Source organism: Geobacillus sp. YHL (assembly GCF_022341265.1).
Lineage (GTDB): Bacteria > Bacillota > Bacilli > Bacillales > Anoxybacillaceae > Geobacillus > Geobacillus thermoleovorans.
In genome coordinates, this window is sequence record NZ_JAEIGB010000003.1 from 276,156 (window position 1) to 302,382 (window position 26,227).

Annotated in this window: 15 protein-coding genes, 1 tRNA gene and 6 pseudogenes; 18 read left to right on the plus strand and 4 right to left on the minus strand. The window is 47.2% G+C overall.

All coding sequences use genetic code 11. The features are described 5' to 3' along the window. The first annotated feature begins 1 nt into the window (after position 1). From JCR24_RS05835 to JCR24_RS05865, 7 genes and pseudogenes are all read left to right on the plus strand, one after another. Entirely contained in the window at positions 2 to 1,117 is a 1,116-nt protein-coding gene (locus JCR24_RS05835; protein ID WP_021321893.1) for a glycosyltransferase family 4 protein, read from the plus strand. Then, positions 1,114 to 2,172 (plus strand): polysaccharide pyruvyl transferase family protein, encoded by a 1,059-nt coding sequence (locus tag JCR24_RS05840; protein ID WP_011230373.1) that lies wholly within the window; start codon positions 1,114 to 1,116, stop codon positions 2,170 to 2,172. The genes JCR24_RS05835 and JCR24_RS05840 overlap by 4 nt, the downstream gene beginning before the upstream one ends. A gap of 112 nt (positions 2,173 to 2,284) precedes the next feature. Next, positions 2,285 to 2,356: transfer RNA gene (locus JCR24_RS05845), tRNA-Val, on the plus strand. A gap of 485 nt (positions 2,357 to 2,841) precedes the next feature. Next, positions 2,842 to 3,075, plus strand: a pseudogene (locus JCR24_RS05850) (UPF0236 family transposase-like protein); the annotation flags it as partial. Between the two features lie 109 nt (positions 3,076 to 3,184). Continuing rightward, positions 3,185 to 3,742, plus strand: a complete 558-nt coding sequence (locus tag JCR24_RS05855) for a DUF6431 domain-containing protein (protein ID WP_238980259.1) — start codon at positions 3,185 to 3,187, stop codon at positions 3,740 to 3,742. 140 nt (positions 3,743 to 3,882) lie between these two features. Beyond that, positions 3,883 to 5,136, plus strand: a complete 1,254-nt coding sequence (locus tag JCR24_RS05860) for an IS481 family transposase (protein ID WP_238980260.1) — start codon at positions 3,883 to 3,885, stop codon at positions 5,134 to 5,136. Continuing rightward, positions 5,129 to 5,929: an ExeA family protein gene (locus tag JCR24_RS05865; protein ID WP_238980261.1), complete on the plus strand. Its 801-nt coding sequence runs from the start codon at positions 5,129 to 5,131 to the stop codon at positions 5,927 to 5,929. Before JCR24_RS05860 ends, JCR24_RS05865 begins: the two co-directional genes overlap by 8 nt. A gap of 303 nt (positions 5,930 to 6,232) precedes the next feature. Here JCR24_RS05865 and JCR24_RS05870 read toward each other — a convergent pair whose 3' ends face one another. After that, positions 6,233 to 6,964 carry a M48 family metallopeptidase gene (locus tag JCR24_RS05870; protein ID WP_094239757.1) on the minus strand — a complete coding sequence of 244 codons (732 nt, stop codon included), beginning with the start codon at positions 6,962 to 6,964 and terminating at the stop codon, positions 6,233 to 6,235. A 260-nt stretch (positions 6,965 to 7,224) separates the two neighbouring features. Here JCR24_RS05870 and JCR24_RS05875 point away from each other — a divergent pair, with 260 nt between their 5' ends. The 6 genes and pseudogenes from JCR24_RS05875 to JCR24_RS05900 all read left to right on the plus strand — a co-directional run bounded on the left by JCR24_RS05875 (position 7,225) and on the right by JCR24_RS05900 (position 17,517). Next, entirely contained in the window at positions 7,225 to 8,127 is a 903-nt protein-coding gene (locus JCR24_RS05875) for a hypothetical protein (RefSeq protein WP_238980262.1), read from the plus strand. Positions 8,128 to 8,130: 3 nt separating this feature from the next. After that, positions 8,131 to 11,712: a DEAD/DEAH box helicase gene (locus tag JCR24_RS05880; protein ID WP_033026635.1), complete on the plus strand. Its 3,582-nt coding sequence runs from the start codon at positions 8,131 to 8,133 to the stop codon at positions 11,710 to 11,712. A gap of 951 nt (positions 11,713 to 12,663) precedes the next feature. After that, on the plus strand, positions 12,664 to 13,209 hold the full coding sequence (locus tag JCR24_RS05885) for a P-loop nucleotide/nucleoside kinase family protein (RefSeq protein WP_014195200.1): 546 nt from the start codon (positions 12,664 to 12,666) through the stop codon (positions 13,207 to 13,209). Between the two features lie 206 nt (positions 13,210 to 13,415). Then, a pseudogene (locus tag JCR24_RS05890) lies at positions 13,416 to 15,080 on the plus strand (DEAD/DEAH box helicase family protein); the annotation flags it as partial. Next, positions 15,080 to 16,078, plus strand: a pseudogene (locus JCR24_RS05895) (HsdM family class I SAM-dependent methyltransferase); the annotation flags it as partial. The pseudogenes JCR24_RS05890 and JCR24_RS05895, both read left to right, overlap by 1 nt. Then, a complete protein-coding gene (locus JCR24_RS05900) occupies positions 16,075 to 17,517 on the plus strand; it encodes a restriction endonuclease subunit S (protein WP_238980263.1) in 1,443 nt (480 codons plus the stop codon). The pseudogene JCR24_RS05895 and the gene JCR24_RS05900, both read left to right, overlap by 4 nt. Positions 17,518 to 17,848: 331 nt before the next feature. Here the strand turns inward: JCR24_RS05900 and JCR24_RS05905 are convergent, their stop codons facing one another. Beyond that, a complete protein-coding gene (locus JCR24_RS05905; protein ID WP_238980264.1) occupies positions 17,849 to 19,567 on the minus strand; it encodes a methyl-accepting chemotaxis protein in 1,719 nt (572 codons plus the stop codon). Positions 19,568 to 19,830: 263 nt separating this feature from the next. Here JCR24_RS05905 and JCR24_RS05910 point away from each other — a divergent pair, with 263 nt between their 5' ends. The 3 genes and pseudogenes from JCR24_RS05910 to ganP form a co-directional block, all read left to right on the plus strand. Beyond that, a complete protein-coding gene (locus JCR24_RS05910) occupies positions 19,831 to 20,823 on the plus strand; it encodes a galactan degradation operon transcriptional regulator GanR (RefSeq protein ID WP_238980265.1) in 993 nt (330 codons plus the stop codon). Between the two features lie 126 nt (positions 20,824 to 20,949). Beyond that, on the plus strand, positions 20,950 to 22,236 hold the full coding sequence (ganS, locus tag JCR24_RS05915) for an arabinogalactan oligomer ABC transporter substrate-binding protein GanS (protein WP_238980273.1): 1,287 nt from the start codon (positions 20,950 to 20,952) through the stop codon (positions 22,234 to 22,236). Positions 22,237 to 22,381: 145 nt separating this feature from the next. After that, positions 22,382 to 23,629: pseudogene (ganP, locus tag JCR24_RS05920) on the plus strand (galactooligosaccharide ABC transporter permease GanP); the annotation flags it as partial. Between the two features lie 344 nt (positions 23,630 to 23,973). Here the strand turns inward: ganP and JCR24_RS05925 are convergent. Next, positions 23,974 to 24,228, minus strand: a complete 255-nt coding sequence (locus JCR24_RS05925) for a GlsB/YeaQ/YmgE family stress response membrane protein (protein WP_033008370.1) — start codon at positions 24,226 to 24,228, stop codon at positions 23,974 to 23,976. A gap of 320 nt (positions 24,229 to 24,548) precedes the next feature. Beyond that, positions 24,549 to 24,929, minus strand: a complete 381-nt coding sequence (locus JCR24_RS05930) for a hypothetical protein (protein WP_013146024.1) — start codon at positions 24,927 to 24,929, stop codon at positions 24,549 to 24,551. A gap of 898 nt (positions 24,930 to 25,827) precedes the next feature. Here JCR24_RS05930 and JCR24_RS05935 point away from each other — a divergent pair. Together JCR24_RS05935 and JCR24_RS05940 are read left to right on the plus strand one after the other, a co-directional pair. Continuing rightward, a pseudogene (locus JCR24_RS05935) lies at positions 25,828 to 25,908 on the plus strand (family 1 glycosylhydrolase); the annotation flags it as partial. Beyond that, positions 25,909 to 26,046, plus strand: a pseudogene (locus JCR24_RS05940) (family 1 glycosylhydrolase); the annotation flags it as partial. Positions 26,047 to 26,227 lie beyond the last annotated feature (181 nt).

The window sequence follows — 26,227 nt, forward strand, 5'->3', positions numbered from 1 at the left end:
CATGCGCGTATTCATGGTGCTAGATGGCCTTGACTTTGGAGGAACGGAAACGCACGCCTTCAGCCTAGCGAAAGAAATGGCCGCCCGCGGCGTTCATGTGGCCGTCGCCGCCCGCGGCGGGTCACTGGCCGATCGTTTTAGGGAAGCCGGCTGTTCAATTTATTTCATCGATTTTCCAACAGCGATCGAGATAGACGAACAACGGAAAGAACAGCTCATTCAGCAGCTTGAGGCGGTGATGAAGAAGGAAAACATCTCGATCGTTCATGCCCACCAGACGCCATCCGGCATCCTCGCTGCCACCGCTGCGCGCCGCCGCGGCATCCCGGTCGTCTTTACCGCCCATGGCACGTACTATCCGCCAGCCGAGCTTGAAGAGATGCTCCGTCTTGCTTCTGCTGCGATTGCTGTCAGTCCGCCCGTCGAGCGGCATATTGTCCCGCTCATTTCCAAACGGGTTCTCATCCCGAACGGCATTGACACGAACGAGTTTGCCCCGCTCGGCCGCGGAGGGCGGCAGACGCTTGGCATCCCGGACGACGCCTTGGTCATCGTCTATAGCAGCCGCCTCGCCTGGGCGAAAGCTGGCATTTGTTTTATGTTTTTAAAAGCGTGCAAAGATGTCAAACGGCTGTTTCCGAACTTGCACGCCGTCGTTGTCGGAGACGGCCCGCGCTTTTCTGACGTGCAGAGCCTTGTCCGCCTCATTCACCAAACGTGCCGCGAGTCGTTTCTCCATCTCGTTGGCGAACAAAGCGATATGGCTGTGTATTACTCACTCGCTGACGTTGTTGTCGGCACCGGCCGTGTCGCTCTAGAAGCGATGGCATGCGGCAAACCGGTGCTCGCCGCTGGCAACCACGGCTACTTCGGCGTTGTCGAGCCAAGCGGTTATGCCGAAGCATGGGAGTGTTACTTTGGCGATCACGGCTCGCGCCAAGGGTGCAGCCGCTATCTTCTTTCCCAAGACTTAAAACGGCTGCTTGCCTCCCCCTCATACCGCGAACAACTAGGCACGGCCGGACGGGAGTGGGTGAGACAGCAGTTTCATATCAAAACGTGTGTCGACCAAGTGCTTGGCGTATATGCATCCTTGTTGAAAGGGGAATCGTCATGATGAAAAAGGTGTTGTATATCGGTTGGATCGGCTTTCAAAACGTAGGCGACGAGCTGTTATGGAATCTTTTTGCCTCCTATGCCCGCCAATACGCCCCGGACGTTCAAATCATCCCATCGACGCCCAAGGTCAACTGGAAAGATACGAGCCCGTACGACGCCGTCGTGCTCGGCGGCGGTTCGCTCTTGCTTCCAGGCTACATGGCCGTTTTGCAAGAGGCGCACGAAGCTGGAAAACCAATATGGATATGGGGAAGCGGCATTGACTGGATCGGTGAAGCTGAAACCGACGCCTTGTGTGCAGGCGCTAAGCCAGCGCTTCACCGCCACTTTTCCGCCAACGACGTCGAGCTGTTCCGCACCGTCCTCGCCTCGGCCGCCTTTGCCGGCATTCGCGGCCCGCTCAGCGAAGCGGTATTAAAAACGTTAGGCGCCTATCCTGCAAACGTCCGCGTCATCGGCGATCCAGGGCTGTTATTGCAGACTCCCGCCTCAGCCGAACCGCCAAACAAAGAAAAAACGATCGGCATCAACTGGGGGACGACATACAATCGCCTATTCGGCCAACACGAAACACTCGTCGAAGACACCCTCGCCCGCGCTGCCAAAATGTGGATCGCCTCCGGCTACCGGATTCACTTGTACATCGTCTGGCCGAACGACCGCTCCGCCTGCGAGCGGCTGTACAAAAAAATTAACTGCCCGGAGCGCGTCACCTTCGACCGCGCACTATATGACGAACGGCAGTTCATCGAGCGGCTTCAGCCTCTTGCCGCCACCGTCAACTTCAAACTCCACGCTAATTTGTTGTCCCTGGCCGCCGGCGTCCCGGCCGTCATGCTCGGCTACCGGTTTAAAGTGTTCGACTTCGCCGCCTTGCTCGGCCTTGACCGGTATGTCGTCTCGACCGCGAGCCCGCAGCTTGAAACAGATTTGATCGACACCGTCGCCCTCGCGGAACAACACCGCCGCCGGATCATGGAACAATACGAAACCGCCCGCCGCCAGTACATTCCGCTCTTGCTCGAGCCGTTTGAGCGCGGGTTGTTTCGATAAGGGGGAGGCGCGGGCTTTCCCTTTTTTCATGATGAACACTAATTTTTTTAAAAAAGTGTTTGACAAACGAGGAAGGCATATATATAATAAAAAATGTGTTTGAAAGCGATATGACCTGTTAGCTCAGTGGGAGAGCACTTCCTTGACAGGGAAGGGGTCGGGGGTTCAAGTCCCTCACAGGTCATCACAAAACACCTCGATCTCGATGGAGATCGAGGTGTTTTTTTATTGCCCCGCCGCCTATGCGAACACAAAGTGTGAGTAAAATATTTGTGGGTGAAATTCAGGAAGGATCCCCGACGAGCATAGCGAATTTTTGTTCGCCACGCTCGTCGGGGCCACCAATCCAAAAACAAATCTCATGTAAAAAGGACTCTCTCCCTGCTATGATGGTGATGACCAACATCCATAAAACAGGAGGGAGGGAGTCCATGAAACTTCTTACCACATAATGGCCCCTATTAAAAGAGTTGGAGGAGCAATTATATAGATGCAACGAAGAAGTTTAACATATCCTTGACGGAAAAGCGGTTGGCCTCTTTTCGACTGTCGGAGGAAAGCCACAGGCTTCTCTGTCACGCCAAGGCGTGACGGAGGACCGAACAACCGCCTGCTTCACAGACCCATATATGGGTCTTTAAGCGGCGTTGTTCGGTCGCCCGACAGTCGATCAAATACTGGGTAAAAGTTGCAAATGGTAAAGCTTCAAATTGCATCTATATAGTAAGAACTCTTCAAAAGGTGTTCGCTGTCTTGTTGGCCGCCCTTTTGGAGGAGATTGATCAACAACTGGCGGAAGCGCGGGACAAGCGGCGGTATCAGCTGAAAGATAAACGGCCGACCACGATCCAAACGCTGTTTGTAAATTATCACTTTATTTCGGAACAAAAGAGCCATTTTTTTGCACATTCCTTCAGAAAGCCCTCTCCCCTTTTCTGAAAGAATGTGCTAAATTTTTTGTGAATTATTTCGGAAGAGAAAATCCATCGATTCAGAGGAGGGGGAGGAGGACGTGATTCAATTTCATGACTTTGGCATTGACGTCCAAACGTATGCAGAGCGTGGAAAAGAAAACGACTTCCCTCTTCTGACACAGTGTCCGCATTGCCGGGCCAAGCGCCCGTTACACCGCCACGGTTACTATGAGCGAAACGCATTGACCCCACATGGTGATTATCGTATTTGGATTGTCCGGTATCGCTGTCGGGAATGCTTGAAGACGGTGAGTGTGCTGCCTTCCTTTCTCCTCCCGTATTTTCAGTATACGTTGTCCGCCATATGGCAAGTCGTGAAAGAGCAGTTGGGATTGACCGAGGGGACGAACCGGGCTCCGTTTCTCCCGACAAAGGACGGCATCATCTTTTATGTCCGGCGGTTCTGCCGAAACCTATCAAGCCTTCACAGCTTTTTTGCGAGGCGGTGGAGGATCATAGGCCCTATCGTGAAAAAAGAAAAGGAACGGGCTTCCTGGTGGATCCGGACGTTGGAGAAACACGGTCTCTATTCGGTCATCAGAGACATGTGGGAGGACGGATTCCGACACCCTTTTGCGAATCAAATGGGATCCTGATTTTACATACATATCCTAAATTGGAAATGGTTGAGGTTCCCACAAACCTTTCCTATCGACGGAGAAAAAGCGATCCGGTACGATAAGGGCAGACGGACCGGAACGGTCCTGATTCCAAGTGAGACAAGGAGGAGATTCGAATGGATGAGTCGATGAGACACGACATTGCCCTGTTTCGGTACGGGCTAATCGCTCCGTTGGTGAATGGGCAGGTGGAACCGAAGGCGTATCTGAAAGAGGTGAGCGAGCGAGTGCACCATGTTCCCCACCAGGGCGACAAACGAATCGCAGCCAAGACGATCCTCGATTGGTGCACCCGATACAAAAAAGGGGGCTTTGACGCCTTAAAGCCGAAGCGCCGTTCGGACCGCGGCCACTCAAGGCGTCTGTCGCCCGATGATGAGGATCATATTTTAGCCCTAAGAAAAGAACATCCCACCATGCCCGTGACGGTGTTCTACGAACACCTGATCGAGCAGGGGGAAATCCCAGAAAATCATACCTCTTACTTTACTATATACCGATTGTTGAAAAAACACAACCTTGTCGGGAAAGAAATCTTGCCCATGCCGGAGCGAAAGCGCTTTGCGTATGACCAGATCAATGAGCTTTGGCAAGGGGACTTATCCCATGGACCAACGATTCGAGTCAATGGGAAAGCCCAGAAAACGTTTTTGATCGCCTATATCGATGACTGCTCGCGGTTTGTGCCGTACGCGCAGTTTTTCCCTTCGGAGAAGTTTGACGGGCTGCGGATCGTCACGAAGGAAGCGGTGCTTCGTTGCGGGAAGCCGAAGCGCATTTACTCGGACAACGGGAAAATTTATCGATCCGAGGTGCTGCAGTATGCGTGCGCCGAGATGGGAATTACGCTCATCCACACCCAGCCGTATGACCCGCAAAGCAAAGGGAAAATCGAACGGTTCTTCCGCACCGTACAGACGCGGTTTTATCCGCTGCTGGAGTTGGATCCCCCGAAGTCGCTCGAAGAGCTGAACGAGCGCTTTTGGAGGTGGCTTGAAGAGGAGTATCATCGAAAACCGCACGCCTCGCTGGACGGAAAAACGCCGCATGAGGTGTTTCAATCGCAAGTGCATCTCGTGTCGTTCATCGAAGATAGCGATTGGCTGGATGCGATTTTTCTGAAGCGGGAGCACCGCAAGGTCAAAGCCGATGGAACGATCACCTTGAACAAGCAGCTGTATGAAGTGCCGCCCCGGTTCATTGGGCAATCGATTGAACTCCGCTATGACGAACGGGGCGTCTATGTGTACGAAGATGGAAGGAAGGTGGCGGAGGCCGTTCGGGTTCGTTTGGAGGACAACGCCTATGTAAAACGCCATCGGTCCCCGTTTGCGGCGATTCCGGCGAAGGAGGGAGAACACGGTGTATAAATCGTTTTACTCCCTTTCGCGGGAGCCGTTTGCGAAAGAAACAGACCCGTCCGAGGCGTATCAAGGGGCGCCGTTTCAGGAAGCGTTGCGGGCGCTGGAGTACGTGAAACGAACCCGGGGGATCGGGCTGTTGATCGGAGAGCCGGGGGCGGGCAAGACGTTCGCCCTTCGGGCGCTGAAAGAATCATTGAATCCATCATTGTATCATGTCGTCTACTTTCCGTTATCCACCGGAGGCGTGATGGATTTTTACCGTGGTTTGGCCTTGGGATTAGGAGAGGAACCGAAGTACCGCAAGGTAGACCTCTTCCGCCAAATCCAGCAGGCGATCGAGCGATTGTATCATGAACGGCGGATCACGCCGGTGTTCATTTTGGACGAGATGCATTTAGCGAAGGATGCATTTTTACAGGACATCGCGATCTTGTTCAACTTTGAGATGGATTCGACCAACCCATTTGTCTTGATTTTGGCCGGGCTGCCCCATTTACAGGGGAAGCTGCGGCTCAATCAGCACCGCCCTCTCGACCAGCGGATCATCATGCGATACCGGATGGGGCCGCTGGAGAAGGAAGAGGTGGCGGGCTACATCAAGCATCGGATGAAACAGGCCGGGGCGAAGCACCCGATCTTCACCCCATCGGCGTTAGAGGCGATTGCCCTGCAGTCGCGGGGATGGCCTCGGGTGATCAACACGTTGGCCACGACGTGCCTGTTATACGGGTATCAGCTGAAAAAGGACGCCATTGACGAAGAAGTGGTGCGCATGGCCTCAGAGGAAATGGGGTATTAGCATGAAAGGGGCCGAATCGGCCTCTTTTGTGCTTTTTCTTTTCCATCGGTCCATCAGGCGCGCTGGAAATCTTCATCTGAAAGAGCGTGCAAACGTTCCGAAAGAATGTGCAAAATCCGGAACAATCCGCAAAAATTTTGCACATTATTTCCGAATCCGCCTGAAATAATTTGAAAAAGGGATTCTGAAATAATGTGCTAATTTACAATCAGTTAGAAAATATAACGCAACAGATTATGTCGTTAGCAATGGTACATTACAAACGATAAACGTACGAAAGCCTCCTAATGTCGGGAGGCTTCGCTATTCTAACGTTAAAAGCGGACCGTTTATTCGCAACCATTCTTTGCGTTGTTCATAATCAGGAAGAATCGAATGGACGAAACGCCAAAAATCGTTCGAATGGTTTGGATATTTTAAATGCGCTAGTTCGTGTACAAGTAAATAATCAATAACTGGTATAGGTGCCATCACAATCCTCCAGTTTAAATAAATCGCTCCGCTACTCGTGCAAGTCCCCCATCGCATCTTTTGTTCTTTTAAAACTACTTTGGAAGGTGCTACAGACATTCTGGAGCTGTAAATTTTTAGGCGCTCATCTACTTTCAGCTTCCCATGACTGATATACCAATCTTTAAATAATTGATACAGCTCTCTTTTTCTATCTGATTCAGTTAGATAACTAGGAACGTTCGCAATAAACCTTCCTTGTTGAAAGGTTAATGAAGCTAGTTCTATGTCCTCCCTTTTATGCACCTTTAGGCGATAGTTACGACCAAGATAAGGAAATTTTTCACCGCTGACAAACTCTTTTGGTGCTGGTGGATCAGCTATTTCATTGAACTTGTACCACTTTTCTAGAATCCATGGAGCCTTTTTATATAATATCGAATTAAGTTGATCACTTTCCATATTCTCTGGAACAACCACTTTGACCCCATCAAGCCACTCTACAGAAATCGTTACATGATTTTTGTTTGGAACGTACTCCAATGTATATTCTATCGTTGTTGTACCGTATTGAAAGCTAGGCATCGTATATTCCCCTTTCGTGATTCAACTAAATTTTAACGATCGCTTGAGCGGGGGTCAACGCGCAAACCACTATTTCTTAGTTTTCAATATTTATAAGAATGTAGTAGTATAGGCCGCCTAGACAGTAATTTGGCAAGGGGAGCGATTTTGAATTGTCTTATAAAACTACAGACACATTTATCCAATTTAATTTAAAATGGTATAATAAGGTTATATATTATAAGTTAAAATTTGTGATTACTTGGTTGATAGGATACTTAATGAACGGTGAGTGGACAAGCATTATGTTGAAAGGGCTAAAAATCTCATCACTGTCTTCATGGTTACGCACTGATGTTTCTGAGTCTGCGGACAAGTTGTACCGGCATAATTTGATACAAGAGAATAAATCTTTTAGAGCTAATGCTATCGAGGACTTGAAACCTGTAATTAGGGCAGCACATGACGATGCAAGATTTAGACTGCGGAAGGCTTTCCAGGATAATTTGGATCCTTTGGGGGAATGGGATGATGATTTTGACCCTGCTGACGGATACCCTGAAGTATTTGATTTGACAACCCTTAAAGGGTACTTCGGCGAGTTCTTTTCTGGAGTGATTGCAGAGAATTTTTCGCCGTTTGGTGAAAGTAATTGGCAGGTCCCAGTATTTTCTTTTAGATGGCATGATACCGCATTTGACCAGCTCGAGATGTATCGCCAGACCGGGCAAATGAAGGAAGCAATAATGGGGCGTACAGGTGATGATTGTGTCGCTTTTGTATTAGATAAGGATAGGATTACAAAGATTCTTTTTTTGGAGGCCAAATGCACCGCAAAGCACGACCCGAGTATGATTGCTGATGCACACACCAAGATTAGCAGCACAAATTTGATACCAGTTGAGGTTAGACGGATCATTGAAGTTCTGCAAGATTACAAAGAAAACACGACTGCGCAATTATGGATTGCAGCTCTACGCCAACTATATCGGTCTGGAGTTAGATTCGAACGATACGATTGTGTAAGCTATGTCTGCGGACAATCTCCTGTCCGAAAGAGAAGCTGGATTCCACCTGACGCGCCTCATTCGAATTACACTGGCGGTCGAAAGCTGGAGGCTGTCGAGATTCAATTGACTGATGTGGAAGAACTTATCAAAGATTTGTATGGGAAGGACGACTGAGCAGTGGCGGACTATTTTGATTTAACGTCGGAGCAGTTTAAGAGTATTCGGGCTGAGTTGGCCGGAGACACACTACCTCCGTCTTTCGCAAAACTGTATAGTCAGTATACACGAGTGAGAATGAACCAGCCCGGTCTCAGGGGATGGAGAAGTGAGGATTTCTCTGCAAGGCTGGCAGATGCGGTCACATTAATTGATGTAGGGCTCTATGAGCGGGATATGGGAGGCGAGGACTGGAGGAGTGCCCTTAAACGTGCTGGAGAACTGTTAGAATGGCTGTCCCACCCTAATTTGAATACCGACCGACTACCACTGCGCTTGCTCTCAGCGGGTGTGTACCAGTTAGCTGGCTATCCCGCTCTTGCGCTGGGGCTATTGAACAGTGAAGCACCGGATTCAGGTGATTCTCAAATTCTGACTTCGTTACTCATGGCCGATTTTCCGAAATTGCATACCCTTATTAACGACTATTGGGGAAAAGAATTGGTTGTGGCCCGTGATCGGAAGGGGAAGAATTTTCGTCAGATCCACACTTCTGATTTTAACGGGCGCTTCGTCGATGAAATCATAAAGGCGCTCGGGATTTTGTGTGCGTATATGCGATGGGGTGATACGGATCGCCTAGAAAAGGCGCAACAGAAGTTGCAATATTTGTCCGAACTTATGATTTATAGCAAAGATAGCTATTCCTGGTTACTGTCGAAAGTTGTTTCTGAAGTTGTGCGGGAGTACGTCAACAGTTCAATGAGAGTTTATGTGGAAAAGCTCCAGAACGGAGTGTCCGATTATGGAAAGAGAGCCTTTGAGAGGTATCTTCGGAGTAATTACAGGAGTCGCAAATCGCTTGCATGGTATTCACAAGTTCGTGGAATTGAACGTCTGTTAGTGGACGGGTCATTCGCATTATGTACACCAACCGGTTCCGGAAAAACGACGATTGCGGAACTTGCCATCATACAAAGCATGTTCCCTACTAAAGATGAGGAACTCTTCTCTAGTGTAGGGCCAATTACAATGTACTTGGTCCCGTCACGGTCGCTGGCCACCGAGGTGGAGTCGAAACTGGGGACTGTTTTGGGAAAACTGGGTAGTTATTCTGTTAAGGTCACAGGTTTGTATGGTGGTATTGATTGGGGACCTATGGATGCATGGGTCACATCGACCGATCCAACCGTTCTGGTGTGTACCTACGAAAAGGCGGAAGCGTTGATTAGATTCTTGGGGCCATTATTCCTAAATCGTGTTTCGCTCGTGGTCATCGATGAGGCCCACTCTGTTCAGTTCAATGGGAAAGGCTACGATGGTCTTGTTAATGCAGATGACAGAAGTCTAAGGCTCGAAATGTTGGCTAACCGTTTGTTACAATATATAGGCCAAAAACGAATTATCGCGCTTTCTGCGGTAGCGGATGAAAATGAATCACTTGCTCATTGGGTGGCCGGAAGCGAAACGGCGACACCTGTTGTATCGACCTATAGGAGTACTCGTCAACTTATCGGGCGCCTTGAATGGTCTCGGTCCGGTGAATATGAGATTTTTTATGATATCCTGAATGGTCATTACTTGGGATTCAGTGGTGATGGTGGAAGAGATAATGTTCCATATATCCAAAAACCATTTACACCGTTTCCAATTCCGTATCAGTCACTACCCAAGAAGTACAAGAATGAAAAAGTCGGAAAGCGGCAACGCCCCTATCTGTTTTGGGCTGCTCTCCAATTGGCGCAGCCAGATGAACAGGGAAAACAACATTCTGTTTTGATTTCGGTTACCCAAAACATCAGTGGTTATGCTAAAGATTTCCTATGGGTTCTGAACAAAAAATTAGTTCAACAGCAACTTCCCAAATTTTTTACACCTCCATCTGATCCAGAACGTCTTGCGTTGTTTGAAAAGTGTTTGAATGCTTGTGAAGACTATTTTGGGAAGGAATCCTATGAATATCAGCTATTGAAAAAGGGGATAGTGGTGCATCACGGAAACATGCCTGGGATAATGGCTCGGCTACTTGTGGAATTACTTCAGAAACGAGTCGTCCACATAGCGCTCGCAACATCGACACTCTCTGAAGGTGTAAATCTGCCTTTCGAAATAGTTATTATTCCAACGTTGGTACGAGATCAGGAGCCTCTTCCAGTTTCGGAGTTCAAGAATCTTGTCGGGAGAGCAGGTAGACCTGGATGGGGAACAGAGGGTAGGACACTGGTCTTTCTTGAATCTCGTCCGAGTGATTACAGTAGTCAAACGGCAAGAAAGAATTATAAAACCATAATCGACAGGATAACACAAGAACAATTGCCTAAAGACGGTGCAACAGAAAGTAGTCCACTAGGAGCTCTGATGACATACATTGCAAAGAAATGGGTCCAAATTTCTGGTTCAAGATCACAAGCAAAGTTTATGGAGTGGCTGGAAAAAACGGCTCCACTTACAGATTCGGTGGAAGGGGACGAACGGGACTTACAGGAAGCTCTCGATTCCTTGGACGGATATCTACTCTCAATCATTGTTGAACAAGAGGCTATGTCCGACGAGGAGATGAGTAAATCCGATCTTGAAAACCACCTCATTGACGTATGGAGAAAAACATACGCCTATTATGTGATGAAGAACAAAGAGTTTTGGGAAAATGTGTTTGTGACTCGGGGGAGTGCTATTCGTGAGAGCATATATCCCGATTACGATACAAGACGACATCTTTATCGAACGAGTGTTTCGCCTCGATTCGGTAAAAGGGTGCTCGATGGATACCGTAGGATAAGGGACCACTTATTGACCGGAACGGATTATTCAGAGTGGTCTACCGAAGAACGGCTGAAGTACATTGTAAAAACGGTAGATCAAATCAGTAGTCTCGAGAAATTCAAAGTTTCTGATGGTTATGGATCAGGAAAGAGCTTTAGGAAATGGGATGAGATCCTAAAGTGGTGGCTGAACCCTAGTGGATCCGTTCAAAAACCCACGAAAAATCAAGTTTCAGGATGGATCAAGTTTATCAAGAAGAACTTTGAGTACCTGTTTAACTGGGGACTTGGAACAGTCATTGCATTAATTTGGGATGATGCCAACGAGGGTGTTCTCCGAGAGATCACCATTGAAGATTGGCCCAAAACCGGACTTCCGTGGATCGTGTTTTGGCTGAAGGAACTTATTACTTGGGGGACGTTAGACCCTGTGGCAGCTTTGTTGTTGGCGCACGGTATTGACCATACTCGATCTGCTGCAGAAACGAGGGCACAAGATTACTATGCAATCAGCACGGGACTGCCTGTGGATGAGGTTTTGAATCCGAGACGCATCAAAGAATGGGCTGACAAATTTGTCGACAATGAAATATCTTTATCGGCAGAATCTTACCCGAAGGAAATCAAAGTCGAACTCACTCGAGACTTTAGTAAGGCCAAAGTAAAGGATTGGAGAGTGGTTCCAGTGATTACAGAAGACACTATTAGATGGATTGATCCGGCGGGATACGAGTTTGCAATATCTGAAATTCCTTCCCAATGGCATAAAAATATGGAGTTAACTCACGACTTTATTCTTAACACCGATACTAAGACTGTTAAGGTATTCAGGTACCTCTGATATGGTAAACTTGAGGTACACCACCGTACTTTGGAGAAGAGAACATTAAAGCTTATTTTATTATTGTATTTCAACGTGTTTTGCTCATTTTATTTTACAGGTTCGGTCAAATCGAAGTTACTGCTCCCGTGTTTTGGAGACATTTTGGGTCAAGCGTAGTTACGGGTCACATTGGGATTAATTCTTTCACCCTTCCTAGTTATGCTTCAACTAACGGATGGTGTTAGTGCAAGACATGCAGCGGTCAAAAATCAACAATAAAATTTAACGGAGCCAAAAATTTAAAATATAAAATGTGGTTTGTGTTTGTTTTATACATTGACAAATAATTAGCCGTTAAAAATTACATTAGAGTGTTCAGTATAACGCTTCTAATCACTTGACGTAAGTATGGCGCCTAGCACTACGTTGGCAGTACAGAAGTTAGGAGCGAAACACAAAATAATAAAGAAAAAGGGAACAGTATTGCGCCCCAACATCTTGCAGTTTAGCGGTGCTGTACGATATAATTAAAAATAAGAAATGAGACTTGCGTTTGACTTACGATTGACAAACGTTGAGTTGACGGACTTTTTGACTAACGTATGACTTACGTTTTGACTGGCGTAACTGAAAAATGCCTAGCGCCACCTTGACAGGGTGGAGGTCGCTGGTTCGAGCCCAGTCGGAATCATCGAGCGAAATCCCTTGAGCTGGAAGGCTTCAAGGGATTTTTTGTTTATCCTGAATCCGTGACAGAAGTGTATCAAAAATGCTGGGAAACCCAATCGTGTCGAGACTTCGACTCCATTTCGAATGTTCACCTATTAGGTGAAGAACCCCGAGTGCAATATTTTGTTGATTGATCCAGTTTTCTTGGCAGCTTTGAACGCGTCTTTATCACGGATTCAGGTTTATGTTGTCGTTTTTATTACCACGGGTAATAAAACTATATTGAGCAGGTAAAAAGGGATGCATATGAAAAATCATCAAACAAGAACAGTCTATGTCATATCAGGCCCCGCTGGGGTTGGCAAATCAACAATTTCAACAGCATTGGCGAACAAGTTGGAGCGTAGTGCGTATATTTCCGGCGATGACATCAGCCATATGCATATCAATGGACGGAAAAAACCGTGGGAAAGTAAAGAAGAGCTTTCATTAATTTGGGATAATATTCTAAGTCTTGCAAGAAATTTTGTAAAATACGGCAATGATGTGGTAGTGGATTATATTGCCTTTCCCCAAGAAGCGATATGGTTGTATGAAAATGTAAAGGATTTAAACGTAACGGTTATGTATGTTGTTTTGTGGGCAGATGGGAAAACGTTAAGGCAAAGGGATGAGATGAGGGCCCCCGAGCAACAAATGGGGGAACGCTGCCTCATTTTGCTGAATGAGTTCCATGCATCAGGATTCGATCGAAAGCATCTTTTGGATACTAGCGGGAAACGTAAGGATGACATAGATGAGATGATTGATGAAATCATGAGCAATCAAAGATTTCGAATTGGTTAAAAGATGTTTCATTGGCGCTGCTCTTTCCTTGCCATCGCGAGTTGATTCTCACATCAGCAATGACACTGAGGACAGCAACCGCCCTTGTTCGCTTTTTTATGGTCCTGTCTGGGAACACAAACAGCCCGTTTTCAGCGGGCTTTTTTTCATGATATGATAATGGCAAAAGAAGAAAGTTGCAAAAGAGACAAAGATGAGGGATGGACATGGCGCATAACTTTCAATTTCTAGAAGGAAAATGGGATGTGCTTGCCCGAGTAGGGGAGACGGCCGAGCGGCATGTGCATCAAAACCCAAACGTGGCGATCAGCGAGCTGCGAAAGTTGGCCGAGGCGATGACGAAATACATATTGGCGCTCGAAGGCATTCGCGAAGAGCGCGGCACCGATCAGCAAGACCGCCTCAAGGTGCTGCTGTATGAACAAATCATCCCAAAAGAGATATATGACATCTTCACGATGATCCGCTTAAAAGGCAATCAAGCGGTGCATGATCCCCATTATGGGGACGTGCATGAGGCAAAGACGCTATTGCACATGGCGTTTCGCCTAGCTGTATGGTTTATGGAAGTGTACGGTGACTGGTCGTTCGAAGCTCCCCAGTATCGAGAGCCGCTGCCGCCATCGTCTGAATCGACGGATGAACTGAATCGGCTCATCGAATCGTATAAACAGCGGCTTGCCGACTTGGAAGCGGAGCTTTCGCACATCCGTGAGACGGGGTTGTATACGAGTGCCGAGGAAAAACAAAAGCGGCGTGACTATTCGCGGCGGGCGGTGGCGAATTTCGAACTGACTGAGGCAGAGACGCGCCTCATCATCGATGAACAGCTGCGGGCGGCTGGCTGGGAGGCTGATTCGGAAAAACTGCGCTTTGCCAAAGGCGCGCGGCCAGAGAAGGGGCGGAATTTGGCGATTGCCGAATGGCCGCTTCGGCACGGGGTTGCCGATTATGCTCTTTTTATCGGCTTGGAGCTGGTCGGCCTCATTGAAGCGAAACGCGCAAGCAAAGACATCCCCGCCGATATCGAACAGGCAAAACAATACGCCCGTCTCGTTGTGCGCCATGGGCAAGAAGTGATTCACGAGCCGTGGGGGGAGTATTTCGTTCCATTTTTGTTCGCCACCAACGGCCGTCCGTACGTGAAACAGCTTGAACAAAAGTCTGGCATTTGGTTTTTGGACGCCCGGAAATCGACGAACCATCCGCGCCCGCTGCAAGGCTGGTATACGCCGGACGGGTTGAAACAGCTGCTGGAACAAGACATTGAACGATCCGAACAGCGGCTGCGCGATGAGACGTTCGATTATTTGAAACTGCGGCCGTACCAAGTGCGGGCGATTCAGGCTGTTGAGCGGGCGCTTGAAGACAAGCGCCGGAGCGTGCTTGTCGCCATGGCGACGGGAACGGGAAAAACGCGCATGGCGATCGGCTTGATTTACCGCTTGCTCAAAGCGAAACGGTTTCGGCGCATTTTGTTTCTCGTTGACCGAAAAGCGCTCGCCGAACAAGCGGAAGCGGCGTTTAAAGAAAGCCGAATGGAGCACTTTCAGACGTTTGCCGAGATTTACGGTTTGCAGTCGCTGTACGACCAAAAGCCCGATCCGGAGACGAAAGTGCATATCGCCACCGTTCAAGGAATGTTGAAGCGCATTTTTTACAACGATCGTCCCGAAGATGTTCCGCCGATTGACCAGTATGACTGCATCATCGTCGACGAAGCCCACCGCGGCTATACGTTGGATAAAGAAATGAACGAAATCGAGCTGGAGTTTAAAGACCATCGCGATTATGTAAGCAAGTATCGGCAAGTGCTTGATTACTTCGATGCCGTCCGCATCGGTTTGACCGCGACGCCCGCCTTGCATACCCCGGCGAGCGCTGCCACGACCCGGCGGCGGGGACGTTCGGCTTTATGATCGCCGCCAGCCGCCACGTCCGGGCGAAAACGGACGACTATTTTGATTTATCGGAAGAAGAAATTCGGTTCCAGAAATATGAAGCGTTCTCCGGGGTCGAGCTCGTCCGCGACACGCACCGCCTCGCGGTCATGAACGCCCTCTTGCATGATGTGCACGGCGACATTTTGCTTGGCGACACGCTCTCTCCCCTTGGCGAGCGGCTGAAAGGGTATGACGTCATTTTGACAAACCCGCCGTTTGGCACAAAAAAAGGCGGGGAACGGGCGACACGGACCGACTTTACGTTTATGACGTCAAACAAGCAGCTGAACTTCCTCCAGCACATTTACCGGGCGCTCAGACCAAACGGCAAGGCGCGCGCCGCGGTCGTTGTGCCCGACAACGTGCTGTTTGAAGGCGGCGTCGGCGCCGACATCCGCCGCGACTTGATGGACAAATGCAACGTCCATACGATCTTGCGCTTGCCGACCGGCATTTTCTACGCCCAAGGGGTGAAAACGAACGTCTTGTTCTTCACCCGCGGGGAAACAGACACGGGCAACACGAAAGAAGTATGGGTGTATGATCTTCGCACGAACATGCCGTCGTTTGGCAAGCGCAATCCGTTGACGAAAGACCATTTCGCCGGATTTACGAAAGCCTACACCGCCGAAGACCGCCATCAAGTCGACGATGAACGGTGGAACGTCTTCACCCGCGACGACATCGCCAAAAAAGGCGACAGCCTCGACATCGGTCTCATCGCCGACGAATCGCTGTCCGTGTACGACAACTTGCCCGACCCGATCGACTCGGCTGAAGAAGCGGTGGAGAAATTAGAGCTCGCCATCTCGCTGCTCCATGAAGTCATTGCCGAACTGAAAGCGGCCGAACACCCGACCCGCTACGAACCGGCCAAAACCGAAATGCTCCACGTCGCTGAACGACTCGAGGTGTCAGAACGATGAGCAAGGCCAAACCAAAATCGATGGAACAGCTGCTCGAAGAAGCGCTCGTGCCCAAAGACGAGCAGCCGTACGAAGTGCCGGGGAATTGGGTGTGGGTGAGGTTGGGGCGTATCGTGAAGATTAATCCACCTAAGCCTAAACTGGAGTATGGTGATGATCATATTTGCAGTTTTCTCCCAATGAGTGCGGTTGATCCAGTAGAGGGGAAGATTGCTTATTTGGAGGAACGACCTTTTCATTCTGTCAAAAAGGGGTACACGTATTTTGAAGAAAATGATATATTATTTGCAAAAATCACCCCTTGTATGGAAAACGGCAATAGCGTCATTACCGAAGGGTTATTAAATGGATTTGGTTTCGGTTCTACAGAGTTTTATGTCATTCGAACTCCTAAAACGGTTGATAATCGTTATATCTATTATCTAGTTCGGTCTGAACGGTTTCGAAAGCAAGCGAAAAATGTAATGGCCGGTGCAGTAGGCCAGCAACGCGTCCCGAAGTTTTTCTTAGAGGAGTATCCGATCGCCTTGCCTCCCCTAAACGAACAAAAACGCATCGCTGATAAAATTGAGCGGCTGTTTGCGAAAATCGATGAAGCAAAGCGGCTGATTGAAGAAGTGAAGGAGTCGATCGAACAGCGGCGGGCGGTCATGTTGGAGAAGGCGTTTAAAGGGCAATTAGGGACAAATGATCCGAGCGAGAAAAGTATATTGGAAACATCCGATGATCTAAGTGAAAAAGACGTCATTCCGAAAGAACAATGGCCTTATGAGGTGCCGGGGAATTGGGTGTGGGTTCGATCAGGCCATGTAGCAAAGTGGGGGTCAGGGGGGACCCCTTCAAGAAAGAGATTAGAATATTACGGTGGGGATATTCCTTGGATTAAAACGGGCGAATTAAATGATGGAATAATTACCGGCTCTGAAGAAACTATTACAGAAGAGGGACTCCAGAAGTCCAGTGCAAAAATATTTCCAAAAGGATCTATAGTCATTGCAATGTATGGTGCAACAATTGGGAGACTTGGCATACTTGGTATAGATGCTGCTACAAATCAGGCCTGTGCAGTCGGTCAACCGTATGAGTTTTTAGATTCAAAATATATGTTTTACTATTTTTTTGCACGAAGAAGTGATTTAGTAGCGTTAGGTAAAGGTGGAGCCCAACCGAATATCTCTCAAACGATAATCAAAGATTTTCCTTTTGCCTTGCCTCCCCTAAACGAACAAAAACGCATCGCCGAGAAACTCGACAACTTATTAGAAAAATTAGAGAACGAAAAACAACTCGTTTTGGCAGCGGAGGAAAAGCTCGATTTAGTAAAACAATCCGTTCTCCAGAAAGCCTTCCGCGGCGAGTTGGGGACGAATGACCCGAACGATGGACACGCGATGGAGTTGGTCAAAGAAGCGTTGCTCTCGTCAAGCGGACAGCGGTGACGCTGTTCGCTTGATCGAATCATGATTTTGCATTGTGGGGGATGATGAAAGCTGCGGGGGATTGTGGAAGCGCGCAGAACGATTTCAGTTGTTCATGAACCAAACTGACGGTCAAATAAGCGCAGTGCTTTACAGATTTGGGACTGAAGTCCTCTTTGAACATTTTTCATAAATAACCATATGACTAAAATGCCTCCCAACCTTTCTGTCTCAAAGGATGAGAGGCATTTTATCTGTCCGGCTGCTGTCGAACCCGGTTGAATCAGAGTGATCAAAAATAGCTTATTTTAGTAAAGAAAAAGAGTGAATGTAAAACATATACATTTTTTGCTTACCCGTTTGAATCAAGCGAGTGTTTTGATGCAATCGTAAACTTTTGCACCATTTCTTGCAACGTTTCGGATACATTCGCCAATGAAGCGGCTGCTGACGCAATCTCTTCCATGGAAGCGAGCTGTTCTTCGGTGGAATGGGCCATTGTTTTGGACGTCTCCATCGTCTTTTCGGCTGCAGCGGCGAGTTCCGCAACGGCTGAATCCAGTTCTTGAATACCGGCTGACAGCTGCTGTACGGATGCTGATACGTCTTCCAATTGGGTTGAGATGGTTTGCGAGTTTGCGAAAATTGTGTTGAATTTCGCTGCTGTTTCTTGGGAAGCATCGATGCCGTCTTGAACATTTTGCATCACATCTTCCATGCTCGTTGATGTGTTCTCTACATCTTGATGGATGCTAGACAACAAATGGGTAATTTGTTTTGTCGCTGCTTGCGTTTGTTCGGCCAATTTTCTCACTTCATCGGCCACGACGGCAAATCCCGCCCCATGTTCTCCTGCTCTCGCCGCTTCTATGGCGGCGTTTAAGGAAAGGAGATTCGTCTGCTCCGCGATTTGATGAATCGTGTGGACGACCGCTTCGATTTCTTTTGACCGCTCCTGCAACGTGTGAATCAGTTGTTCTGACCGGAGCACGGCTTGATGAATGTCCTGCATCTGCTCGGCATTTTTTTCGACCGATGTTTTCCCGTCTTCGGCTAAGTTTGTCATATGGACGGCCAAGTGGGCGATGGCTGTCGTACGCTCCGCGATTTGCGAGACGCCCTGCGTCATTTGCTCCATGGCGGCGGCGATTTCATCGGTTTGGCTGCTTTGGCTGTCCGCTCTGCTGGCGACCTCTTGGATGCCGACAGAAACTTGTTCCGTTGACAAGGCTGTTTGCTCCGCGCTCGCTGTCAGTTCCTCTGCAGCCGCGGCGACTTGCTCTGATGCATCCGCGACTCGGGTCAGCATTTGAGAAAGATCGTCTTTCATTTTGTTATAGCTTTCGACAATTTGTCCAATTTCATCACGAGTTTGGTCATTGATGGCAACCGTAAAGTCTCCATTCCCTGCTCGCTGGAGGGCGCTGGAGACGGCGGCCAATCGAGCATGGATGCGACGCGAGAACCATATTGTGGCTGCTGATGCCATCACGAGTATGATGACGGCAGAAAGGATCAATGTTTTCAAAAGGGAAGACACGGCTGTGTCCACATATGTTTGGGGAATCCCCACATAAAACATCCCGATCGTTTCTCCGCGATCGTTTTTGATCGGCATATATGCAGCTTGATACCATTGATGCAAAATATTCACTTCACGGAAGAAGGTGTTCCCTTTCTTTAACACTTGTTCCACCACTTCTGGAGGCGCGGTTGTGCCAACAGCCCGTCGATTGTTCACGATAATGTTGGTGGCAACCCGTGTTTCATTTTGAAAGATCGTGGCCGTTCCGCCCGTTAGGTTTCCGATTTCGTCAACGAGTTGATTGTTGCCATTGATTTTCTCGCTTCCTTTATAAAGCGCTCCGTTTTTGACAGCCCAACTCCCTTCATATTTTTCGTCAAGATAGTGATAGGCCAAGGAAAGACTGGATTTGACTCTTTCAAGCGTTTCTTTTTGGATTCCTTTTTTGATTTGGATGATGGCAGCAGCCGTCAAAACAATGGTTAATAGAATAATGATGCAAAAAATCAAAATATTGATTTTTGTTCCTAGCTTCAACGTTTTCAATGAGCGCTCCCCCTCTCTATTCTTTGTCAAACATATCCATTATTATAGTAATAAAAGAGGAATTCATAAATAGTGTATTGTTCCTAATTCGAATTCTAAAAATGGTAGAGTGGGGAATACTGTCTAGCAAGAATGCCAATAATTTAGCTCAATAAGAAGGAAGTTGCCATGATTCAGGATCATATAGTAAATAATTTTAGTAAAAATATTGCGTATTTGTTATAATACTCATGGATACAACTAAGTAGAATGGGGTAATGCATATGGCTACGATTCGCGACATTGCTAAACAAGCAGGCTATTCCATTTCAACTGTCTCGCGGGTGTTGAACAATGATCCAGGTCTTTCGGTATCCGAGGAGACGCGGGAGAAAATTTATGAAGCAGCAGAAAAGTTGAACTACCGCAAGAAAACCATCAGAAAAGTGATTCGCAATATTGCTTTTTTATATTGGTTGACGGATAAAGAGGAATTAGAAGACGTGTATTACAAAACAATGAGGATGGAAATGGAAAAGCTGGCGAAAGAGTTTAATCTAGAACTGCAAATGTATAAAATTTCAGATGGCATTGACCAAATTCCAGAGAACATTGAGGGGTTTATTGCCGTTGGAATTTTTTCGGATCGGGAGCTTGAACGTCTGCGATCGATGACGACAAATGGGGTGTTTATTGATTTGTCGCCCGACCCGCGCTGTTTTGATTCGGTGCGCCCGGATTTAACACAGATCACTGAGCGAGCGATCGACTTCTTTCTTGAGAAAGGGCATACGGACATCGGCTTTATTGGCGGGACGTATCCGAATCCGAATACAGGAAAGGATGAGATGGACTCGCGCGAGCGGGCGTTTCGACATTATATGAAAGCAAAGGGGTTGCTCAACGAAGAGTATATTTTTTGCCACCGGGGATTCTCATTTGACAATGGCTATGAACTCATGACCAAGGCCATTGAAACCCTAGGGGATCGATTGCCTACCGCGTTTTTTGTAGCGGCGGATCCCATTGCTGTCGGTTGTCTGCAGGCGTTGAATGAGCATCGCATTCCTATCCCTGAGCGTGTGAGCGTCATCGGCGTCAATAACATCAGCATTACCAAATACGTATCACCGCCATTGACGACATTCCATATTGATATTCATGAAATTTGCAAAAGTGCGATCGAGTTGTTGCTCGAGCGGATACAAAGAAAGAGAAACATTGTGAAGACATTGCTGTTAGGGGCTGAACTTATCGTACGGAAAAGTACGAACTAGCCCTCTTTTTTGTTTCGTAAATATTTTTATTAATTTTAGTAAAAAGTTGTTTACATTTTTTATTGTCGATGCTATATTGAAGATAATTAAGCGTTTCCAAAACGAGAAGGGAGAATGGGGGAAATGATGAGGAGTATTAGTAAACATTTTGCGCTTATGACTGTGATGGCTTTTAGTTTGTCTTTAGCTGCATGTGGGCCTAAAGAAAATGCTAATCAAGGATCTCGTGCAGGAGAAAACAAAGAGAACAATGAAAAAGTAGAGCTCGTCGTTTGGGAAGACATTCAAAAAAGCGCGGGAATTAAAGATGCCATTGCCCAATTTGAAAAGGAAAACAATGTGACAGTAAAAATCATTGAGAAGCCGTATGCGAAACAAATTGAGGATTTGCGTTTAGACGGGCCGGCTGGCACTGGACCGGATGTATTGACGATGCCGAGCGACCAGATTGGGACAGCCGTGACGGAAGGGCTCATTAAAGAATTGAATGTTGGGGAAGACATTCAATCAATCTATACGGAAGCCGCCATGCAGTCGCAAAAAGTAAACAACAAAGTGTATGGTTTGCCAAAAGCGGTCGAGACAACGATGCTTTACTACAATAAAGATCTTATTTCCGAAGAGGAATTGCCGAAAACGCTTGAGGAATGGTATGAGTATTCCAAAAAAGTAACAGATGGCAAAAAATTTGGCTTTTTGGCTCTGTTTGACCAGATTTACTATGCCCAAAGTGTGATGAGTGCGTATGGAGGCTACATTTTTGGCAAGGACGAAAACGGAAATTACAATCCGAACGATATTGGATTGAATAATGCCGGCGCTGTCGAAGGGGCTAAAATGATTCAAAAATTTTATAAAGAACGTCTATTTCCGTCAGGAATGATTGGCGAGCAGGGTATTAATGTACTCGAATCGCTGTTTACGGAAGGCAAAGCAGCAGCGATCATTTCTGGTCCGTGGAATATTGAGCCGTTTACAAAAGCGGGAATCAACTTTGGAGTGACGAAACTTCCAGCGTTACAGAACGGAAAAAATATGAGCGCATTTATTGGAGTAAAAAGCTACAACGTAAGCGCCTACTCGAAACATCCAGATCTTGCTGGAAAATTGGTGATTTTTCTGGCGAATGAAGAAAATTCGAAAAAACGCTATGAAGTGACCAAAGAGGTCCCGGCCGTCAAAGCGTTAGTGGATGATCCGGTGGTGAAAAACAGTGAGGCGGCACGGGCGGTTGCGGAGCAATCTCAATTTTCTGAAATGATCCCGAATATTCCGGAAATGAATGAGGTGTGGAAGCCGGCCGATTCGGCATTGCAAACGATTGCGACTGGAAAAGCAGATCCGAAAGCGGCATTAGATCAAGCCGTGAAAACGATCAAAGGGCAAATTAAGGCGAAACATAGCGGCAAATAAGGGGAGAGAACAAGGTCCTTGCGCTTTCGTTTCTAACAAGGTGCAAGGACCTACAATAAATCGATCGTGATGGTGTGAAACGATCTTTTTGTTTGATGCGTTTTGTGTTGAAAAAATGTGTTCTTCAAGGAAAGAAGGGGAGTCCATGTCACACCGGAAAATGGCCTTATGTTTATCGATTATTCCTGGCCTAGGTCAATGGTATAACCGACAATGGGCGAAGGGAGTTTTGTTTCTTGTTTTCGCTGCCTCTTTTTTGACGGCGTTTGCCGATCTGTTCAACATGGGGTTTTGGGGGATTGTGACGCTTGGAACAGAAGTGCAACGCGATAATTCGATTTTTCTTTTGGCAGAAGGGATTATTGCGGTCATTGTCGCTTTGTTTGGATTGGCTTTTTATTGTTTCAATTTGTGGGACGCTTATAAAAGTGGTGAGCGGAGGGACAGGGGGGATCGGTTGAATACTCTGAAAGAAGAGTACCATCAACTTGTGGAACAAGGATACCCGTATGTTGTCAGCAGCCCTGCTTTTTTTCTTTTGGTTTTTTCTGTTATTTTCCCAGTGTTGTTCAGTTTTGCTTTAGCTTTCACCAACTATGATTTATATCATACTCCTCCTGCCAAGTTGGTCGATTGGGTTGGGTTCGATACATTCCTCAAAATTTTTACGGTTGATATTTGGCGCTCAACCTTTTTTGATGTGTTGTCATGGACGGTCATTTGGACACTCGTTGCTTCCACTCTTCAAGTGGCGGCAGGTATTTTATTGGCGGTGATCGTCAACCAAAAAGACCTTCGGTTGAAGAAATTGTATCGAACCATTTTCGTATTGCCGTGGGCTGTGCCGGGATTTGTGACGATTTTAGTGTTTGCTGGCTTATTTAATGACAGTTTTGGAGCCATCAATCATACAATTTTAGCGGCGCTTGGCATCGATCCAATCCCTTGGATGACTGATGAGCATTGGACGAGGGTGGCGCTCATCCTCATGCAAGGATGGTTGGGATTCCCATATGTGTTTGTCGTGACGACGGGCGTTTTGCAGTCGATTCCTGAAGAATTGTATGAAGCAGCGACGATTGACGGAGCTTCCATGTTTGCCAAATTTCGATATATTACATTGCCGATGGTGCTGTTGGCGATGGCCCCGATTATTATTACACAGTTTACCTTTAACTTTAATAACTTCAACATTATTTATCTGTTTAATGGAGGCGGACCGGCTGTTCCGGGATCGACAGCGGGAGGAACGGATATCCTTGTGTCTTGGATTTATAAATTGACGATGCAATCAAGCCAATATGCGTTGGCTGCCGCTTTAACAATTTTGTTATCTTTGTTTGTCATGGGGATTGCGTTATGGCAATTTCGACGGACCAATTCTTTTAAAGAGGGAGGAGATGCCTCCGATGCAGAAATATACTTGTATGCGAAAACAGGAGGTAAAGAGTATCGGGCAGCTGCCACGGTGAATGGTTGGTTGAATTGGAGTCATCCTGAGATTCATGATATTTATATTGGTGATGGAACTGTGACGATCGGAGTGAGCATCAAGGCAAATGGCGGCGCTTGGGGAACGCTGGACGATTTTCAATTATATCGAACTAAATGATGAACTTGTAAAACCGGGCTGAGAAGGGCCCGGTTCCTTCATGTGTGAGCATGAATTTGGAGATGGAAGATTGCGCTATGAGTCTTGCATAAGCGGAATCCATTGCGACCCTAAGGTTTTTGGAATCACGCCGTCCTGTGCCATCTGCGAATGACAAAACTTGCAAGCAAAATGAGGATAACCGAACCGATCAGTGCGGGGATGATGTCAAATCCGCCGATGGTCGGCCCCCAGTTGCCGAGCAGCGCTGTGCCAAGCCAAGCGCCGATGAACCCAGCGATGATGTTGCCGATGATTCCGCCGGGAATATCGCGGCCTGTCAGAAGACCTGCGAGCCAACCGATGACGCCCCCGACAATCAAGCTCCAAAGAAACGACATGGATGATTCCTCCCTCAAATCATGAAAAGGATTCTTTCGTATTTATATTGTGCGTCAAAAGGAGCAGCAATTATGCACGCAAAAGCCCCATCATACTTTATCGGCGCGCGTTCTCTGTTTTTGGCGTTTTGTCCGGGGACAGAGTTTTGGCTGCGTATTGGAAACCATTGTGTTCATGATGACGGATAAATCGTCAGCTTCTCTTCCGTCTTCGTGCGCGGCCGGGCAGGAGGGATTTGATCGGGATCGAAGAAGCCGAGATGCAAAAATCAAAGCCGCGCTTGACTCGCAGTCAAACGCGGCTTTCGGATGAAGGAAAACTAGCGAATGGATTCAAGCTGCTTGGCCAAATGGTGGAGTTTCTTCTCGTGCTGGATGGTTTTGGACGCGAGGAAATGGACGGTTTCTTGCGTTTCGGTCAGCTCCACGCGCAAGCCAGCGAATTTTTGTTCGAGTCGGTCGAACCGCTCGTTCACCTCGGCGCGAAATTGCTGCATTTCCGCTCTCAGTTGGTTGGCTGTTTCTTGCATTTCCGCTCTCAACTGATTAGCGGTGTCTTGGATTTCTGCTCTTAGCTGATTAGCAGTGTCTTGGATTTCCGCCCTCAGCTGGCTTCCCATTTCGTCAATTTGGGTGCGGATGTCGCGGGAGAATATTTTCAGCGCCTCGACTACTTCTTTCACAACTGTATCGCGCTCCACGCTTATTCACCTCCTCTTTTTTGATTATACAATGTGAATCAGGGAAAGAAAACGGCTTTTTGAACAAGCGTTTTCTCCGTTTTCATTGGAGTGATCGTTGGCTCGGGCTGCGGCGTCGTGGGTGAGAAAGTTCATGTCAAAGTAGCCAATTCTTATTCATATCGGGTTGAATGATCGCTGGGCGATCAACACGACGAAAAAATTTTTGCTCTGTAACTCCCGCGAAAAACACGGTTCAGTTTTTTATAACATCTTGCTGCAATCATCATCCCTACTTACTATCTTTGAAAAACGAATGTTGAAAAATAAACATGCATTAAGGAATTGAATGGCTCTTCAACAAAAGTTGTACTTGATTTTTTCTGAACATCCCCTATTTACGCTTGTGAGGGAAAATCAACAAATCCGTGATTTTTGCACATCTTTGTGCAGGAAACCGTATTGCTTGTCAAGTACATGTTGTGGTGAAGAGCCAATTGAATGTGTAAACTTGGGTTCATCACCAAAAGATGTACTTGACTTTTAAAGACAAACATGATAGCAATGTTGCTCAAAGAGATGTGTGGTATAAAAAGGAAAAATGCTGTTTTGATTTTCTCTATCATAATCGTCTTTCTTTGTCAAGTACACTTTGTGGTGAAGAGCCTAAACTTGCTATTCTAGGATACCAAGGTTATTTTTGGTAAACTAATGAGGAGGGGGAGCACTGGGGAGGTGCTCTTCCTGTTTATTATGTGCCTATAGGAGGCTGGTGAAAAACGACTGATTTCGCCGAACCCATTGTTTTCGGCCGAAAGAGAAGCGTTGATTTTGCAAGACTTCTCTATTTGAGAAAAAAGTCCATTTTCCGAGATGTTTCACTAAATCACCGGCCTTATAGAGAGGGAGGAATAACCCGATGAATAAAAAGTTTCCAGAAGGCTTTTTATGGGGAGGGGCGACGGCTGCCAATCAAATTGAAGGTGGATGGAATGAAGGGAATATCTTTTGCGCCGACGTTCAAGTGCGCGGCGAGTATCCATCTTTTATGAAACACGTGTTCGACGAGCGTGGGGTGAGACTCGATATTCGCGAAGGGGATTTGGAACTGATCAAGAAGCATACGGTCGACTATATAAATTGAAATAAAGGTTTTCTCCCGTTCCACGGCGAATAAATACAAAGAGAAAATAGGGGAACGGAGAGAAAATATGATGCCAGATCACAAAGACGAGATCGAAAAGTTGTCCACTGCCATGAAAGAAGCAAAAAGTAAACGAGCATATGAACGCTACCAAGCGATTTATCTTCATTTGCAG

Coding starts and splice junctions, on each gene's coding strand:
- JCR24_RS05875 (WP_238980262.1), top strand. CDS start 7,225: ATGAACGGTGAGTGGACAAGCATTATGTTGAAAGGGCTAAAAATCTCA.
- JCR24_RS05860 (WP_238980260.1), top strand. CDS start 3,883: ATGGATGAGTCGATGAGACACGACATTGCCCTGTTTCGGTACGGGCTA.
- JCR24_RS05910 (WP_238980265.1), top strand. CDS start 19,831: ATGGCTACGATTCGCGACATTGCTAAACAAGCAGGCTATTCCATTTCA.
- JCR24_RS05870 (WP_094239757.1), bottom strand. CDS start 6,964: ATGCCTAGCTTTCAATACGGTACAACAACGATAGAATATACATTGGAG.
- JCR24_RS05925 (WP_033008370.1), bottom strand. CDS start 24,228: ATGTCGTTTCTTTGGAGCTTGATTGTCGGGGGCGTCATCGGTTGGCTC.
- JCR24_RS05840 (WP_011230373.1), top strand. CDS start 1,114: ATGATGAAAAAGGTGTTGTATATCGGTTGGATCGGCTTTCAAAACGTA.
- JCR24_RS05835 (WP_021321893.1), top strand. CDS start 2: ATGCGCGTATTCATGGTGCTAGATGGCCTTGACTTTGGAGGAACGGAA.
- JCR24_RS05900 (WP_238980263.1), top strand. CDS start 16,075: ATGAGCAAGGCCAAACCAAAATCGATGGAACAGCTGCTCGAAGAAGCG.
- JCR24_RS05885 (WP_014195200.1), top strand. CDS start 12,664: ATGCATATGAAAAATCATCAAACAAGAACAGTCTATGTCATATCAGGC.
- ganS (WP_238980273.1), top strand. CDS start 20,950: ATGAGGAGTATTAGTAAACATTTTGCGCTTATGACTGTGATGGCTTTT.